General features: G+C 66.6%; 13 protein-coding genes. 10 read left to right on the top strand and 3 right to left on the bottom strand.

Annotated features, from left to right (window positions below; all coding sequences use genetic code 11):
- Positions 1–94 precede the first annotated feature (94 nt).
- Genes ACO6D5_RS16790 through ACO6D5_RS16780 form a run of 3 tightly spaced genes read right to left on the bottom strand, consistent with a single transcriptional unit; the run spans position 95 to position 2597 of the window.
- Positions 95–1135, bottom strand: coding sequence for a hypothetical protein (locus tag ACO6D5_RS16790; RefSeq protein ID WP_315845656.1), 1041 nt, complete (start codon positions 1133–1135; stop codon positions 95–97).
- A gap of 54 nt (positions 1136–1189) precedes the next feature.
- Positions 1190–1684 carry a MarR family winged helix-turn-helix transcriptional regulator gene (locus ACO6D5_RS16785; RefSeq protein ID WP_006228035.1) on the bottom strand — a complete coding sequence of 165 codons (495 nt, stop codon included), beginning with the start codon at positions 1682–1684 and terminating at the stop codon, positions 1190–1192.
- On the bottom strand, positions 1677–2597 hold the full coding sequence (locus ACO6D5_RS16780; RefSeq protein WP_485825988.1) for an alpha/beta hydrolase: 921 nt from the start codon (positions 2595–2597) through the stop codon (positions 1677–1679). The genes ACO6D5_RS16785 and ACO6D5_RS16780 overlap by 8 nt, the downstream gene beginning before the upstream one ends.
- A gap of 284 nt (positions 2598–2881) precedes the next feature.
- Between ACO6D5_RS16780 and ACO6D5_RS16775 the strand changes: the two genes are divergently transcribed.
- The 10 genes from ACO6D5_RS16775 to ACO6D5_RS16730 all read left to right on the top strand — a co-directional run bounded on the left by ACO6D5_RS16775 (position 2882) and on the right by ACO6D5_RS16730 (position 14258).
- Positions 2882–4045 (top strand): ABC transporter substrate-binding protein, encoded by a 1164-nt coding sequence (locus ACO6D5_RS16775; RefSeq protein WP_315845658.1) that lies wholly within the window; start codon positions 2882–2884, stop codon positions 4043–4045.
- A gap of 265 nt (positions 4046–4310) precedes the next feature.
- Positions 4311–5231, top strand: a complete 921-nt coding sequence (locus ACO6D5_RS16770; protein WP_046807392.1) for a branched-chain amino acid ABC transporter permease — start codon at positions 4311–4313, stop codon at positions 5229–5231.
- 2 nt (positions 5232–5233) lie between these two features.
- Positions 5234–6196, top strand: coding sequence for a branched-chain amino acid ABC transporter permease (locus ACO6D5_RS16765; protein ID WP_006228039.1), 963 nt, complete (start codon positions 5234–5236; stop codon positions 6194–6196).
- Positions 6193–6969, top strand: a complete 777-nt coding sequence (locus ACO6D5_RS16760) for an ABC transporter ATP-binding protein (RefSeq protein ID WP_485825987.1) — start codon at positions 6193–6195, stop codon at positions 6967–6969. Before ACO6D5_RS16765 ends, ACO6D5_RS16760 begins: the two co-directional genes overlap by 4 nt.
- Complete coding sequence (locus ACO6D5_RS16755; RefSeq protein WP_006228042.1) at positions 6969–7673, top strand: ABC transporter ATP-binding protein; 705 nt, start codon at positions 6969–6971, stop codon at positions 7671–7673. The genes ACO6D5_RS16760 and ACO6D5_RS16755 overlap by 1 nt, the downstream gene beginning before the upstream one ends.
- A 230-nt stretch (positions 7674–7903) precedes the next feature.
- Positions 7904–9892, top strand: a complete 1989-nt coding sequence (siaA, locus tag ACO6D5_RS16750) for a biofilm regulation protein phosphatase SiaA (RefSeq protein WP_485825986.1) — start codon at positions 7904–7906, stop codon at positions 9890–9892.
- 22 nt (positions 9893–9914) lie between these two features.
- Entirely contained in the window at positions 9915–10454 is a 540-nt protein-coding gene (gene siaB, locus ACO6D5_RS16745; RefSeq protein ID WP_315845662.1) for a biofilm regulation protein kinase SiaB, read from the top strand.
- A 40-nt stretch (positions 10455–10494) separates the two neighbouring features.
- Positions 10495–10872 carry a biofilm regulation phosphoprotein SiaC gene (siaC, locus tag ACO6D5_RS16740; protein ID WP_315845663.1) on the top strand — a complete coding sequence of 126 codons (378 nt, stop codon included), beginning with the start codon at positions 10495–10497 and terminating at the stop codon, positions 10870–10872.
- Entirely contained in the window at positions 10869–11666 is a 798-nt protein-coding gene (gene siaD / locus ACO6D5_RS16735; protein ID WP_485825985.1) for a biofilm regulation diguanylate cyclase SiaD, read from the top strand. The genes siaC and siaD overlap by 4 nt, the downstream gene beginning before the upstream one ends.
- A gap of 39 nt (positions 11667–11705) precedes the next feature.
- Complete coding sequence (locus ACO6D5_RS16730) at positions 11706–14258, top strand: sensor domain-containing protein (RefSeq protein ID WP_485825984.1); 2553 nt, start codon at positions 11706–11708, stop codon at positions 14256–14258.
- The last annotated feature ends 98 nt before the right edge of the window (positions 14259–14356 follow it).

The raw sequence follows: 14356 nt of genomic DNA, 5'->3' as shown, positions 1-14356 counted from the left end.
TGGGCAGGACGGAATCGCCGCCAGGCGAGGCGGCGCGCGGGGGAAAGTTTCGTATTATCCCACCGGTTTGCGGCAGGGGTTTGTCAGGCGCCGGTCAGGGGGCCATCCGCATGGCGGCCACGTCCAGCACCCCGGCGTCGCGGTTGCTGAGCACGCTGCGCACGGTGCCATCCGGGGCTTGCAGCACCGACTGGCCGGCCGAGACGTCTTCACCGCCTGCGCGCCGCGCCGAACGGCCGCGCGACGGCGAAAACAGCAGGTCGCCCGGCTGGGCGCCGGGCAGGCGCGGGTTCGCGGCCAGCACGCGGGTGCCGGGCGGGTAGGTCATGGCGCCCAGCACGGTCTCGCGCGCCAGCAGGCCTTCGAAATCCAGGATGCGGCGTTGGCCGTCCAGGTGCATGTCCACCTTCAGCAGCGGCATCTGGCGCAGGGTCAGGGCTTCGCTGCCTTCGGTGCGCAGCAGCCAACGCGCCGTGGAACCCGCCGCATCCGGCGCCGTGCCGCGCGCCGCCTCGTCCACCTTCAGCCAGGCGCCCGGCGGCACGGGCTGCTGGTCCAGCGTGTTGCCGATGGCAAGGTGGCAACTGGAGAAGCGGGGCTGGCCGCCCTGCATCACGAATTCAATCCGGTGGCCGTGCGCGCACAGCCAGCCTTCCTGCGCCTGGTCGCGGGCGATCTCCGCCGACAGGGTCTCGGGCTGCTTGGGCGTGGCGGCGTAGCGGAACAATTGGGTCGCGGCCACGCCCTGGATGGGGGCGGGCTGGGTCTGGGGAAAGACGGCGCGGTCGAACGAGGCCAGTTCGCCCGGGCGGGTCAGGCTGAGCACGGTGCCCGCGGGCATGTCCACGCCGGCCAGCCGGGCGGCGTGCGCCAGCGTCGTCTTGCGGCCCGCGTCGGCCTGCGCGTCGCGCTGGGCGGCGAACCACAGGCTGAACTGCTGGTAGGGGAAGATGGCGCCGATCAGCGCGAGGAAGGCCATCAGGGCGGTGCCGGTGCGCCGGTGCTCGCCCAGCCAGAGCCGGGCGTTGCGCGTGGTGGCCAGGACGGCCAGCCAGGTCAGCAACGTAGCGAGGCAGGCCAGCGAGGCCGCCATCAGCACATAGAAATTACCGCCAGGAAGGGAAACCGGAATCATGGCGGCAATTATGCGCCAAACCGGGCGCGGATTTCAGCGCCCGCGGCGCAGCTTCTAGCTCTTGGCGGATTCGGAACGGGTGGCCACCACCTGCAGCTTGAGTTCGCCCAGGGCCTGGAACAGCGCGTTGCGGGTGGATTCGGGCAGGTCACCGAACATGGACTTGACCCAGGACTCGTGGGCGCGCGCCATGCGGGCGAAGGTTTTCTTGCCCTGCGGGGTCAGCTTGATCAGCGAACTGCGGCGGTCGGATTCCACCTTGGTGCGCACGACCAGGCCTTCCTTTTCCAGCTGGTCGGTGATGCCGGTGATGTTGCCGTTGGTGACCATCATGTGGCGCGACAGGTCGCCCATCTTCATGCCCTTGGGGGCGCGCTGCAATTGCGCCATCAGGTCGAAGCGGGGCAGCGTCGTGTCGAAGTCGTTGCGCAGGCGGCTGCGGATCTCGCCTTCGATGAGATTGGCGCAGGTCAGCATGCGCAGCCACAGGCGCAGCGCGTGGTGATCGTCGGGCGCGGCGCGGGATTCCAGGTCGGGAGCGTCAGTCATGGCTAGGGAGGATACCGGGAATGCGTGAGGAAGCGGGCGCCAGACCCATCTGCTCGAAGAGGGCGCGGGTCAGCGGACTGGAGGGATCGTTGAGCGTCAGCACGATGTCGTAGTGGTTGGTGCCGGGCATCGGCACGTAGCGGCCGGGAAAGCCGCGTTCCTGCCAGGCGGCCAGGTAGTCGTCGCTTTGGCGCTTGAACTCGTCGGTTTCGGATTCGCCATAGCTGACCACCAGCGGGCAGCCGGTGGGCGGCAGATGCAGGGCGGGGCTGTTGCGGATGGCGTCGGCCTCGCTCATGCGCATCCATTCATTGACGTGGGTGTGCACCAGGGGGCGCAGGTCGAACAGGCCGGAAAGCGGCGCCGCCCCGCGGATCACGTCGTAGGGCACTTCATAGCTGGCATGCCAGCCGCCGGCCAGCAGCGCGCCCACCAGATGCCCGCCTGCGGAACTGCCGCAGACGTGGATGCGGCGCGGATCGCCGCCGTAGTCGGCGATGTGGCGGTGGATCCATGCCAGCGCGCGCCGGTTCTGGTCCACGATGCGGTCCAGCGTCACGGCAGGCGCCAGCGAATAGTTCACCGACACGACCACCGCGCCTGCTTGCGTGAAGGCCGGCGCCATGCCGCTGGATTCGTTCTTGGACAAGAGGCGCCAGTAGCCGCCGTGGATGAACACGAACACGGGTGCGCCGGCGCCGCGGGACGCCTCGGGCGCGGGGCGGAAGATGTCCAGCACTTCGTCGGCGTGGTCGCCGAACGGCACGTCCAGCGCGCAGGCGAGCGACTGGCGCGCCGTCGCGCTGTCCTCGGCGTATTTCTTGAGTATCGGGCCGATGTCGGGTACTGTCGCGCGAGCGTTGTACTGGACGTCCAGGCCTGCGCGGTCATAGTGGCGGTAGAGGGTAACCATGGCGGTAGATTTCAGCGTTATCAGGCCTGGTATTGACTGGCCTAGTAAAAACCCTTTGGTAAAAACCCTAGTCTTGTTTTGGAGAATACTTTAAACCTAAACTATGAACCACGCCAGTTTTCCCTATGCTCTCACAACGGGATCCCGGCGTAGCAAGCAATATCTTTGCAAGCGCCAGTTTGACGGCGGCGCAATGGCGCCGGCAGGCCGGGCACAGAAGTCATTCGAATCGCACCCTCTATAAGAACACCCTCTGCGCGGGCTCGCGCACGGAGCACACCACCATGCGTTTGATCACTTCCCTTATCGCCGTCGCCGCGCTGGTGCCGGCCGTGGCCATGGCAGACGCCGTCAAGGTCGGCATCGCCAACGACATCTCCGGCCCGTTCTCGGCACTGGGCGCCGAAGCCCGCGACGGCTTCAACCTGGCCATCAAGCAACTGGGCAGCAAGCTGGGCGGACAGCCCGCCGAATTCGTGCAGACCGACATGGGCGGCAACCCCGACCAGGCCCGCCAACTCGTCACCCGCTACATCCAGCGCGACAAGATCGATTTCTTCACCGGCCCCATCGGTTCGAACGTGGCGCTGGCCGTCGGCCCCGCGCTGTTCGCGGCCAAGGTGCCTTACCTGTCGAACAACCCGGGCCCCAGCCAGTTCGCCGGCGCCCAGTGCAACAACTACTGGTTCGGCACGTCCTACCAGAACGACGCCTTCCACGAAGCGGCCGGCAAGGTCGCAGCAGACCGCGGCTTCAAGAAGATGTTCATCATGGCCCCGGACTACCCGGCGGGCAAGGATGCGTTGACCGGCTTCAAGCGCGGCTACAAGACCGCCCCGGGCGACGAGGTCTACACCAAGCTCGGCCAGATCGACTACGCCGCCGAGATCGCGCAGATCCGCGCTGCCAAGCCGGACGCGGTCTACATCTTCCTGCCGGGCGGCATGGGTATCAACTTCGTCAAGCAGTTCGTGTCGGCCGGCCTGTCGCAAAGCGTCAAGCTGATCGGCCCGGGCTTCTCGGCCGACGAAGACGTGATCCAGGCCGTGGGCGAGCCCATGCTGGGCATGTACAACACGGCGCAATGGGCGCATGACCTGGACGTGCCGCAGAACAAGATCTTCGTGGACGCCTTCCGCAAGGAATACAACGGCCGCTACCCGTCCGTGTACGCCGCCCAGGCCTATGACGTCATCATGGCCATGGACGCCGCGGTCAAGCAGGCCGGCGGCAAGGCCTCCGACCGCGAGGCCGTCATCCGCGCCCTGGAAAAAGCCGACTACCCGTCGGTGCGCGGCAGCTTCACCTACGGCAAGAACCACTACCCGATCCAGGCCTACTACCTGCGCGTCGTCGACAAGGACGGCAGCGGCCGCATCACCAACAAGCTGGTGGGCAAGGTGTTCGACAAGTACCAGGACGTCTACGTCGGCGACTGCAAACTGTAGAGAAGGTGGGGCCGGGTGAGGCCCACCCCCGACGCGCTGCGCGCTTCCCCCTCGAGGGGGGCCCGCCTGAGGGGGCGTCGCTGCGGACCGGCGGAGCCGGCTCCGCGCGACCGCGCTGGGGGCGGGCGTCTCGCTGCGCAAGATAAGCCCGTGATGCATAGCCGGGGCCTGTCAACAGCTCTTTTTAGTGTCGACAGGCCCTTGGTGGTTTGGTGATTTGGCCGCGAGCAAAGCCATGGGCGATTCGCGGCAGGGGGAAGTGTTCATGACGTTTACGCTGATCGTCGAGCAATTGCTGAACGGTCTTCAGTTTGGGTTGATGTTGTTTTTGATCGCGGCCGGGCTGACCCTGGTGTTCGGCATCATGGACATCATGAATCTGGCTCACGGCTCGCTCTATATGGCCGGCGCCTACGTTGCCGCTGAAACCATGCAGCGCACCGGGTCATTCACCGCCGCCGTCCTGGTGGCGGCGGTCGCGACCGGCCTGGTCGGCGTGGTGCTGGAACTGACGCTGATCCGCCGCCTGGCGCTGCGCGACCACCTGGCCCAGGTGCTGGGCACCTACGCCGTCATCCTGATCGCCAACGATCTCGTCAAGATGATCTGGGGCCCCGCGCCCGTCATGCTCAACATGCCGGCCGTGCTGTCCGGCCCCGTGCGCCTGTTGCCCGACCTGCTCTATCCCGCCTACCGCCTGATGATCATCGTGTTCGGCGTGGCCGCCGCTGCGGGGCTGTACTGGTTCGTGACGCGCACCCGCGCGGGCGTGCTGGTGCGGGCCGGCGCCTCCAACCGCCAGATGGCCACGCTGATGGGCGTGCGCGTGCCGCTGCTGTTCCTGGGCGTCTTCGTGCTGGGCGCCATGCTGGCCGCCGTCGCCGGCGCCTTGCTGGGGCCGATCACGTCGGTGCAGGTGGGCATGGGCGAAGAAATCCTGATCCTGGTGCTGGTGTGCATCGTGATCGGCGGGATCGGGTCGATCCGCGGCGCCTTCGTCGGCGCCCTGCTGGTGGGCATGGTGGACACGGCGGGGCGGGCCTTCCTGCCGATGCTGCTGCGCCAGGTCTTTTCTCCGGCCGTGGCCTCCAGCGTCGGTCCGACGCTGGCCGCCATCGCCATTTACGTATTGATGGCGGCTGTGCTGGTGTTCCGGCCCTCCGGCCTGTTTCCGGCGCGGGGTTGACGATGCGAACCACAATCTGGACCGTGGTCCTTCTGGCGGCGCTGGCGGTGTTTCCGCTGGTGGCGCCGGCGCTTGGCCTGGACTTCTACATTTCATTCGTGCGGCGCGTGCTGATCTACGCGCTGGCCGCGACCAGCCTGAACCTGATCCTGGGCTACGGCGGCATGGTGGCGCTGGGGCATGCCGCGTTCTTCGGCGCGGGCGCCTACGCCGTCGGCATCCTGGCGATGTCGGGCATCACGTCGGCGCTGATCGTCTGGCCGGTGGCGATGCTGCTGGCGGGCGTGCTGGCGGCCATCACGGGCGCGATCTCGCTGCGCACCCGCGGCGTGTACTTCATCATGATCACGCTGGCGTTCGCGCAGATGCTGTTCTACATCTTCATTTCGCTGCGCCAGTACGGCGGCGAAGACGGGTTGAACCTGCCGGGCTACTCCACGCTGCCGGGCATCGACCTGTCCCATGACGTCAGCTTCTATTACCTGGTGCTGGTGTTGTTCGCCTTGCTCATGTGGGGGTTCAGCCGCGTGGTGTCCTCGCGCTTCGGCACGGCTCTCCAAGGCATCCGCGAGAACGAGTCGCGCATGGAATCCATGGGCTACCCGGTCTATCGCATCAAACTGGCGGCTTTCACCTTGAGCGGCGCGGCGGCCGGCCTGGCTGGCGCCCTGCTGGCCAACCACAATCTCTTCATCTCGCCCAGCCTGATGCATTGGACGCAGTCGGCCAATCTGCTGATCATGGTGCTGGTGGGCGGTATCGGCCTGCGCTGGGGCGGTGTGGCCGGCGCGGTGGTGATGCTGACGCTGGAAGAAGTGCTGCGCCTGTGGACCGAATACTGGCACCTGCCCCTTGGCGTGCTGCTGCTGTGCGTGGTGTTCGGCGCGCCGCGCGGCCTGGTGGGCCTGTTCGGCCCGTTGTTCGGCGGACGCGCCGCGGCCCAATCCGGCAAGGTGGGATCATGAATCCGTCTCTCAACGCCACCGCGCCTGTGTTGCAGGCCAAGGGGCTGGTCCGCCGTTTTGGCGCGCTGGTCGCTACCGACAACGTGTCGCTGTCCTTGAACCCGGGCGAGATCCATGCCTTGATCGGCCCCAACGGCGCCGGCAAGTCCACACTGATCCACCTGCTGTCCGGCACGCTGGCGGCCGATTCCGGCACGCTGACCGTGGGCGGGCGCGACGTCACCGGCATGAATGCGCATCAGCGCGTGTCGGCCGGCCTGTCGCGGTCCTACCAGATCACCAATATCTTCAAGCAATCCAGCGTGCTGGATAACCTGGTGCTGGCGGTGCAGGCGCACGCAGGCAGCAGCTTCCGGTTCTGGAAGCCGCGCGCCGCCGAATCCGCGCTGTATGAACAGGCGCGCGAACTGGCCCGGGAATGCGCCATCGACGCCAGCCTGCTGGGCCGTCCCGCGGGCACCCTGCCGCACGGCGAGCAGCGCAAGGTGGAGTTCGCGCTGGCGCTGGCCGCCCGGCCCAGCGTGCTGCTGCTGGACGAGCCCATGGCCGGCATGGGGCCGGACGAAACCGTCCGCCTGACCGAATTGATCGAAACCCTGCGGGGGCGGGCCGCCATGCTGCTGGTCGAACACGATATGCAGGCGGTGTTCCGCCTGGCCGACCGCCTGTCGGTGCTGGTGTATGGCCGCGTCATCGCGACCGGCACCCCTGACGAGATCCGCGCCAACCCGGAAGTGCGGCAAGCCTATCTGGGCGACGAGGAGACCGCGTGATGCTCACCATCGAATCGGCCCAGAGCGGCTACGGCGCCAGCCAGGTGCTGTTCGGCGTGGATCTTCAGATCGGCGCGGGGCAGGTCGTGACCTTGCTGGGCCGCAACGGCATGGGCAAGACCACGCTGCTGCGCACGCTGTTCGGGCAATTGCCGCTGCGCGGCGGCAAGATCCATTTCGCGGGACAGGACATCAGCGGCTGGAGCCCGGACCGTATCGCCCGCGTCGGCGTGGCCATCGTCCCGGAAGGGCGGCAGTGCTTTCCCAACCTGACGGTGCGCGAGCACTTGACCGCCTTCGTCGCCGCGCGCAACCCCGATATCGGCGAACCCTGGACGCCGGAGCGCGTCTTCGAGCTGTTCCCCCGGCTGGCCGAACGCGCCCGCAACATGGGCAACCAGCTCTCGGGCGGCGAACAGCAGATGTTGGCCATCGGCCGGGCGCTGGTGACCAATCCCCGGCTGCTGATCCTGGACGAAGCCACCGAAGGCCTGGCGCCCAAGATTCGCGAAGAGATCTGGAACTGCCTGGCGCGCCTGCGCCAGGCGGGGCAGACCATCCTCGTCATCGACAAATATGTCGAAAGGTTGCTGAGCCTGGCGGACCAGCATGTCATCCTGGAGCGCGGCAAAGTCGTGTGGACGGGCGACTCGCGCGCGCTGGATGCCGACCGCGGCCTATGGGAACGCTATCTGGGCGTGTAGTAATAAAGCCGCACCCGCCTCGGGGTCACTGGTAAAAAATGCGATATAAAACGCAATAAACCAGCATTTACATTGCTGAGCTGAAACTTAAGGTGTCTGGATCGCATCCAGACGTTTGCGCCTGTTTCAATTGACCCCGCTGTTCTCTACACTTAGCGCGCCTGACCCCTATCGTGCCTTCAGGGCGGGTACGCACGTCACGTCTTATCAAGCTGTCAGGAAGACTTCGCATGGCGAAATGGGGTTTGCGCAAAAAATCATTGATGGCGCTGCTGTTGGCATGCGTGATCGCCTTGGGGTCGGCTGCCGTGATCGGCTGGCTGGTGCTGGACGGGGTCAGGGACCACTTCGGGCGCGCTTTCGCCGACAACTTCACGCAACTCAACCGCCAGCGCATCCTGGCGCCGGTGTCGCGCGAATTGGCCCTGTCGCAACGTCTGGCCGACAGCGAAGTCACCCGCCGCTGGCTGCGCAATGAAAGTGATCCGGCCGCCCGCGAGCTCTTCTTCCGCGAAGCCGACGGCTACCGCCGCGATCTGCTGGGCCGCGCCTACTTCATCGCCAGCGCGGCAAGCGGGCACTATTACTTCAACGACGACAACCCGCTGTCCGAAGCGCCGCGCTACACGCTGAGTCCCGGCGCGGCGGACGACGGCTGGTTCTACGCCACGCTGAAGTCGCCGGCCAAATACAACATCAACGTCAATCCCGACCTGAAGCTCAAGACCACCAAGGTCTGGATCAACGTCCAGGTGCGCGACGGCGATCGCGTGGTGGGCCTGACCGGCGCCGGCCTGGATGTGGGCGGTTTCCTGCGCGACTTCGTCAACAGCGGCCAGCCCGGCGTCACCCCCATCATCGTCGACGAGGAAGGCGCCATCCAGGCGCACATGGACGCCACGCTGATCGCCTACAACTCGGGCGCGAGCGGCGCGGCCGACGGCCGGGGCAGGGTGTTCAACCTGCTGGACGACGGGCCGGGTCGGGATGAACTGCGCTCGGCCATGCATGCGGCCCAGGCCGATCCGCAGTCGGTGCAGTCCGCCTGGGTGAAGGTGGATGGCACGCGCCAGCTGGTGTCCGTGGCCTACATGCCCGAACTGCACTGGCATGTGCTGACGGTCGTGGACCTGGGGGCGGCCCGCGTGCTGGATACCGGCTGGCTCTGGCCGGCGGCGATCGGCCTGGCGGTGCTGTTCGCCGCCATGCTGCTGTGCTTCGGCTACGCCATCGAACGGTTGATGCTGCGCCCCTTGCGCCGCCTGCAGCAGTCGGCCCGCGCCATCGCGGACGGCAGCTACGACGTGCGCCTGCCTCCGGGCGGCCAGGATGAGATCGGCGACTTGAGCCGCGCCTTCGGCGTCATGGCCGACAAGGTCCGCCAGCACACGGCCGAACTGGAAACCAAGGTGCGCGAACGCACCTCCGAACTGGAAGATGCCAACCGCGCCATGGCCGCCGCGCACAAGAAGATCGGCGACTCCATCGACTACGCCAGCCTGATCCAGCGCGCCATCCTGCCGGACCGCCAACTGACGCAGTCCCTGGGTGCGCACCACTTCGTGCTGTGGAAGCCCCGCGACGTGGTGGGCGGCGACTTCTATGTCTTCCGCTCGGACGGCGTCAATTGCCTCTTGGGGATCATGGATTGCGCAGGGCACGGCGTGCCGGGCGCATTGATGACGATGCTGGCGCGCGCCGCCATCGATCTGGCGATCACCGAAGTCGGCCCCGGGGATCCTGCGGGCGTCCTGACACGCACCGACGCGGCCATCCGCGCCATGCTTGCGGATGCGCAACTGCCCCGGGCGCTGGCCACCAATACCGATGCGGGCCTGGTATATATTGACCGCCAGACCGGACGGCTGCGGTATGCGGGCGCGAAGATCAGCCTGTACGCCAGCGATGGCGACACCTTGCGCGAGATCCCGGGCGGCAGGCGCGCGCTGGGCGACAAGCGCGCCGGGGTCTACGAGAATATCGAGCTGCAGATGGAGCCGGGCTGGACCTATTACCTGGCCACCGACGGCTTCCTGGACCAGGCGGGCGGCGAGCACGGATTCGGGTTCGGCAACACGCGTTTCGCAGATATGCTCAAGAGACACGCGCGGCAGCCGTTAACTGAACAGGCCGCCGCCTTTACGCAGGCGCTGGCCGAATACCAGGGTGGCCGTCCCCAGCGTGACGACATCACCTTGCTGTCTTTCCGTTTCGAATAAACGTTATCAGGGCGGTACCGCTATGAATGCCTCCGATCTCTACGCGCTGGGCGAACGGTTCAATCAGAACCGCACCCTGCTGTGCTTCAACGGGCCGATCTCCCGCAGCCTGATCGAGGAAATCGGCAACGCGCTCAAGAATTACCTGAACGCCGAGCACGTGCGGCCGGCTGAAGCGATGGATGTGTTCTCGGTGTACATCGAGATGATCCAGAACATCCGCCAGTACGCCGCCGCCAACGGAGACGCCGAGGCCTCGGCCACCGTCGTGATCGGCCGCCGTGATGAAAGCCGCTACGTGGTGTCGGCGGGCAATCTGGTCAAGTCCGACGACGGCCACGCGCTGGTCGCCCGGATCCGGGAGCTGGCCGCGTTGGACAAGGCGGCCCTGAAGGCCGAATACAAGACGCAGCTGCACAAGCCGCGCGCCCAGGGCGTGGCGTCTGGCGCGGGCCTGGGGCTGATCGATATCGCCCGGCGCGCAGGCGCGCCGCTGGAAGCCAGCCTGACGCCCGCTGCGCAGCAAGGACAGGCGTTCTTCAGCCTGAGCGTAGTGATCTGAGGGCTCCGCACGCATTCAAGAATTATTTTCGGAGTATTTGATGAAAGATCTGAACATTCCCGGGACGCAGTCCACGCCTGCCATCACCGCCGATGCCGCCGCCGGCGTGCTGGCGATGCGCGGCGACTCCTACCCCGAGAATTCCTTCGAACTGTTCGGCCCCGTGATCGAATGGGTCGAGGCGTACCTGCTGGGCACGGCCGCCCCGTTGAGCCTGGAACTGGAACTGCTGTACCTGAACACCAGCAGCATCAAGTCCGTCATGGACATCTTCGACGTCCTCGAGGCGGCCCACGGCAAAGGCCGTCAGGTCAGCGTGACCTGGTTCTACGACAAGCGCAACGAACGCGTCGGCGAACTGGCCGAGGAATTCAAGGAAGACTGCACTTTTCCGTTCTCGGTGGTTGGCCGCGAATGAAACCGGGCGCCGCCGAGCTGGATCGACGCATCACCGAATTGCTGGCGGACCCCGCCTATGACGGCCATCCTCTGCGCGAAGCGCTGGAGGCGCTTTGGCTGCATACGGCCGAGCAGATGGCCCGCATCGAGCGCGTGACCCAGCTGTCGGATGCCTACCAGTCCATGGCGCACGAGCGCGAACTGGGCCTGTGCGACCAATTCGACCGGCAGTTGCGCCGATTGACGCGCATCGCACGGATCTCCGACCACTACCAGAACATGATGCGCGACCTGAACGCGGCGCTGGAAGAAACCTCCAACCGCGATCCGCTGACCAGCCTGCTGAACCGTCGCGCCCTGATGGAAATGATCAAGCAGGAAGTCGAGCGCGCCTCGCGCAGCGGCGAGAGCTTTGTCGTCGCCATGCTGGACGTGGACCACTTCAAGGCGGTCAACGACCGCTACGGACACGAGACGGGCGACCGCGCGCTGGTCGAACTGTCCGGCGTGATGCGTGAGAGCCTGCGCGAATACGATTTGTGCGGCCGTTGGGGCGGCGAGGAATTCCTGGTGCTGCTGCCCCACACGCAGCCCGACGCCGCCCAGGGCGTCATGGACCGGCTGGTCGGCGCGGTGCGCGGGCTGGCGGTCGCGGCGGGCGACGATGTATTGAGGTTGACGGTCAGTATCGGCATGGCGCATCACCAGTTGGGAGAGACCTTCTCGGAAACGCTCAGCCGTGCGGACCAGGCGCTGTACCTGGCCAAGCAGGACGGACGAGACCGCGTCGCGCTTGGCTTTCCCAAGCGCTGAATGAAACCGGAACAGCTGTATTCCGGCATGGAGCCCCTTATGCTTGATACTCATGTAGGCGTTTCGAGCGCGGGCCCCCAGGGCGCCGCGTGGCATGCGGGCAATTACCTGGCGTCGATGGATCGGGCGCTGCTGCTGTTCGACTTCGATGCCAGCGGTTCGCTGCTGAACGCCAACGCCAATTTCCTGGCCGCCGCGGGATATACCGCGGAAGAGGCCGTGGCGCTGCGCCACGACATGCTGTGCGACAGCATGGACGAAGGCAAGGGCATCGCCAGCGGCGAGCGCATCTGGACCCGGCTGCGCCAGGGCGACCATTTCTCGGGCACTTGCCGCTACCGCAAGAAGGACGGCGGTTCGCTATGGATCGAGGCCACTTATCTGCCGTTGAAGGACGATGACGGCGAGGTCGCGCGCATCTCGGTCATCTCGCGCAAGTCGATCGCGGACGCCGAGCGCCAGGAAGAGATCCGCCTGCTGCTGCTGGGCATCAACGAAACCGGTAACGCCGTCGCCGTGTCCGGCAGCGATGGCCGCATCGTTTATGTGAATGACGGCTTCCAGCGCATGCTGGGTTTTGGCCGGGGCGATGCCGTGCACCAGGAGCTGGGCGAATTGCTGGCCGGCGGCCGGCCCGACGGCGGCACCCGTGAAGAGCTGGACCGCCGCATCGCCTGCCGCGAGGGCTACCACAAGGACGTGCTGGTCTACGACCGCTGCGGCAAGCCGCTGTGGGTGTCGGTCATGGCCAACTCGGTCTTCGACGACCGCGGAACGCTCGTCAACATCGTGGACGTGCTGACCGACATCACCCCCACCAAGGTGCACGAAGTGCTGCAGCGCCGGGTGCTGCAGGCGATGGTGAACGAGGCCTCGGTGGTCGAGGTCATGAACATGGTGTGCCGCGAAGTCGAACGCCTGGCGCCCGAAGTGGCCGCCACCGTGCTGCGCGTGGATGACACCGGCCACCTGCGGCCGCTGGCGGCGCCGAGCATGCCGCCTGCCTACAGCGATGCGCTGGACGGCGTGAAGATCGGCCCGCAATCGGGCGCCTGCGGCACCTCGGCGTTTTTGGGCCGCCCCGTCATCGTGCCCGACATCGCCACCGATCCCCTGTGGGACGATTACCGCCACCTGCCGCTGCCGGACGACATCAAGGCGTGCTGGTCGTCGCCCATCAAATCCAGCGACGGGCGGGTGATCGGCACGTTCGGCTTCTATTTCCGCGAACGCCGCCTGCCCGACGATTTCCATCACCGCCTGGTGGACGTGTGCGTCTACCTGTGCGCGCTGGCGCTTGAACGCGAAGAAGCCCGCGCCCGCATCCGCCAACTGGCGTTCTACGACGAACTGACAGGCCTGCCGAACCGCAACCTGCTGCTGGCGCAAGCCGAGCAGGCCCTGGCGCGCGCCGAACCGGAACGCAAGCGGGTGGCGGTGCTGTTCCTGGACCTGGACCGCTTCAAGCAGGTCAACGACACCCTGGGCCATCCCATCGGCGACGCCTTGCTGCGCGACGTGGCCCAGCGCTTGCGCCGCCTGGCGCGGGCGACCGACATCGTTGGCCGGCTGTCCGGCGACGAGTTCGTGATGATGATGCCGGACTTCGAGCACGGCCGCCTGACCGCGGCCGCCGAACATATCCTGGTGGCGCTGGCCCAGCCGTTCTCGGTGGGCGGCATCACCTTGAACCCGTCGGTCAGCATCGGCATCAGCGTGTTCCCGGAAAACGGGCGGGACATGGATACGTTGCTGCGCCACGCCGACATGGCGATGTACCAGGCCAAGACGGCGGGCCGCAACCGGATTTCCTTCTTCAGCGCCGAAATGAACCGCCAGGCGCAAGAACGCCTGGCGTTGGAAGCCAAGGCGCTGCGCCTGCACTACCAGCCGCAGGTCGGCCTGAAGAACGGCAGCCTGTACGGCGTCGAGGCGCTGGCCCGGTGGCGCCACCCGACTCTCGGCGATATCTCGCCGGTGCGTTTCGTGCCGCTGGCCGAAGAGTGCGGCCTGATCGGCGACCTGGGCGACTGGGCGTTGCGCGAAGCGTGCTCGCAACTGGCGATCTGGCGCAACAACGGATTGAAGGTGCCATCGGTGTCGGTGAACCTGTCGGCCACCAATTTCCACAACCTGAACCTGCCCCGGATGATCGCGGCGACGCTGGCCGAATTCGGCCTGGCGCCGGCCGACCTGATGCTGGAGATCACCGAAGGCGTGGTGCTGGACGCCACCGCGGGCACGCTGCGCACGATCGCCGAACTGCACCGCCTGGGCGTGCGCTTGTCGATGGATGACTTCGGGACGGGGTATTCCAGCCTGGGACACTTGCGGCGCCTGATCGTGGATGAACTGAAGCTGGATCGCAGCTTTGTCCAAGGCTTGGAAAGCGATGACGCGGCGCGGGCGTTGACCAGCGCGGTGATCCGGATCGGAGAGAGCTTGAGTCTGCCGGTGGTCGCCGAAGGGGTCGAGAATGAGGAACAGCGGCGGTTCTTGATCGAGCAGGGGTGCGCGGCCGGGCAAGGGTTCCTGTTTTCGCCGCCGTTGCCGGCCAAGGAATTGGAGGAGTGGCTTCGGGGGAGAGCTTGACGGCGTTTCCTTTCGCCGGGGAGTGGGTTCTTAGGGCGCCCGGCGGGTCGGCGGCCTGCGGGGCGCGGGTCAACGATTGCGGTCCGGAGCCTTCGCTC

Source organism: Achromobacter sp., from assembly GCF_057314935.1.
Note: the sequence above shows the minus strand (reverse complement) of the source record. Positions and strands in the feature narration are given on the sequence as shown.

Bases quoted from the DNA above. Each gene is read 5' to 3' on its own strand.
- ACO6D5_RS16790 (WP_315845656.1), bottom strand. From the start codon at position 1,135: ATGATTCCGGTTTCCCTTCCTGGCGGTAATTTCTATGTGCTGATGGCG.
- ACO6D5_RS16785 (WP_006228035.1), bottom strand. From the start codon at position 1,684: ATGACTGACGCTCCCGACCTGGAATCCCGCGCCGCGCCCGACGATCAC.
- ACO6D5_RS16780 (WP_485825988.1), bottom strand. From the start codon at position 2,597: ATGGTTACCCTCTACCGCCACTATGACCGCGCAGGCCTGGACGTCCAG.
- ACO6D5_RS16775 (WP_315845658.1), top strand. From the start codon at position 2,882: ATGCGTTTGATCACTTCCCTTATCGCCGTCGCCGCGCTGGTGCCGGCC.
- ACO6D5_RS16770 (WP_046807392.1), top strand. From the start codon at position 4,311: ATGACGTTTACGCTGATCGTCGAGCAATTGCTGAACGGTCTTCAGTTT.
- ACO6D5_RS16765 (WP_006228039.1), top strand. From the start codon at position 5,234: ATGCGAACCACAATCTGGACCGTGGTCCTTCTGGCGGCGCTGGCGGTG.
- ACO6D5_RS16760 (WP_485825987.1), top strand. From the start codon at position 6,193: ATGAATCCGTCTCTCAACGCCACCGCGCCTGTGTTGCAGGCCAAGGGG.
- ACO6D5_RS16755 (WP_006228042.1), top strand. From the start codon at position 6,969: ATGCTCACCATCGAATCGGCCCAGAGCGGCTACGGCGCCAGCCAGGTG.
- siaA (WP_485825986.1), top strand. From the start codon at position 7,904: ATGGCGAAATGGGGTTTGCGCAAAAAATCATTGATGGCGCTGCTGTTG.
- siaB (WP_315845662.1), top strand. From the start codon at position 9,915: ATGAATGCCTCCGATCTCTACGCGCTGGGCGAACGGTTCAATCAGAAC.
- siaC (WP_315845663.1), top strand. From the start codon at position 10,495: ATGAAAGATCTGAACATTCCCGGGACGCAGTCCACGCCTGCCATCACC.
- siaD (WP_485825985.1), top strand. From the start codon at position 10,869: ATGAAACCGGGCGCCGCCGAGCTGGATCGACGCATCACCGAATTGCTG.
- ACO6D5_RS16730 (WP_485825984.1), top strand. From the start codon at position 11,706: ATGCTTGATACTCATGTAGGCGTTTCGAGCGCGGGCCCCCAGGGCGCC.